At 59.8% G+C, this 1,168-nt stretch carries 1 protein-coding gene and 1 pseudogene; both read right to left on the reverse strand.

The window, feature by feature from the left end; all coding sequences use genetic code 11:
- Positions 1–248, reverse strand: a pseudogene (gene glmM, locus FTT99_RS16335) (phosphoglucosamine mutase); the annotation flags it as partial.
- A gap of 86 nt (positions 249–334) precedes the next feature.
- The gene (sul2, locus tag FTT99_RS16340; protein ID WP_001043260.1) at positions 335–1,150 is read right to left on the reverse strand and encodes a sulfonamide-resistant dihydropteroate synthase Sul2; all 816 of its coding nucleotides are present in this window, start codon (positions 1,148–1,150) and stop codon (positions 335–337) included.
- Between the last annotated feature and the right edge of the window lie 18 nt (positions 1,151–1,168).

A 1,168-nucleotide genomic window follows, 5' to 3' on the forward strand; every position in this document is an offset into this window, starting at 1 on the left:
TACGTTGTCGGCAGCGGGCCAAAAAGGAATACGTCCATGCCCATCGAGGTGAAACCGGCTGTGAGCGCGGGTTCAAGCATATAGCCCGACAGGCGCGTATCCTTGCCGATCACGACACGATGGCGGTGGTCACCGCGACGAAAGACACGGCCAGCCGCCATGCCGACGCGCAAGGCGGTTTCCGCCGTCATCGCGCCTTCGTTGGCTTTGCCACGAATACCGTCTGTGCCGAAATATTTGCGCACCATAAGGTCGATTATCCTGTCGTCGGGTCGCCCTCAAAGGGGACATGCCTGCTGAACCGCGAATATAGAGAAATATCCCGAATGTGCAGTTAACGAATTCTTGCGGTTTCTTTCAGCGCCGCCAATACCGCCAGCCCGTCGCGCAAGGGGCGCGGCTCGTGTGTGCGGATGAAGTCAGCTCCACCTGCGGCGGCGGCAAGCTCTGCAGCGAGTGTCGCGGCCCCGACATCCCCCGGACCACGGCCTGTGAGCGCGCGCAGAAAGGATTTGCGCGAAACAGACAGAAGCACCGGCAAATCGAAGCGCAGCCGCAATTCATCGAACCGCGCCAGCACCGAGAGCGAGGTTTCGGGAGCAGCCCCCAGAAAAAACCCCATGCCGGGATCAAGGACAAGGCGGTTGCGTTTGATACCGGCACCCGTCAGCGCCGCGATGCGCGCGTCAAAGAACGCCGCAATGTGATCCATGATGTCGCCAGCGGGTGCCTCGCGCCGATCTGCCTGCCCGTCTTGCACCGAATGCATAACGACGAGTTTGGCAGATGATTTCGCCAATTGCGGATAGAACGCAGCGTCTGGAAAACCGCGAATATCATTGAGATAGGCCACACCACGCGACAAGGCATAGGCTTGCGTCGCGGGTTGATAACTGTCGAGCGAGACGGGAATGCCATCTGCCTTGAGCGCGTCCAGCACCGGCGCGATACGCGCGATTTCTGTGTCGGACGAAACAGGCGCGGCGTCGGGATTGCTGGATGCCGGACCGAGGTCGATCACATCTGCCCCCTCGGCCATCAGCTTACGCGCCTGCGCAATGGCTGCGTCTGGCGCCAGATACCGGCCTCCATCGGAGAAACTGTCCGAGGTTATGTTGACGATGCCGAAAATGATGAGCGATTTATTCATGGGGGCTTCTATAATAAT

It is taken from the genome of Acinetobacter sp. YH12040 (assembly GCF_013420005.1).
Taxonomy (GTDB): domain Bacteria; phylum Pseudomonadota; class Gammaproteobacteria; order Pseudomonadales; family Moraxellaceae; genus Acinetobacter; species Acinetobacter amyesii.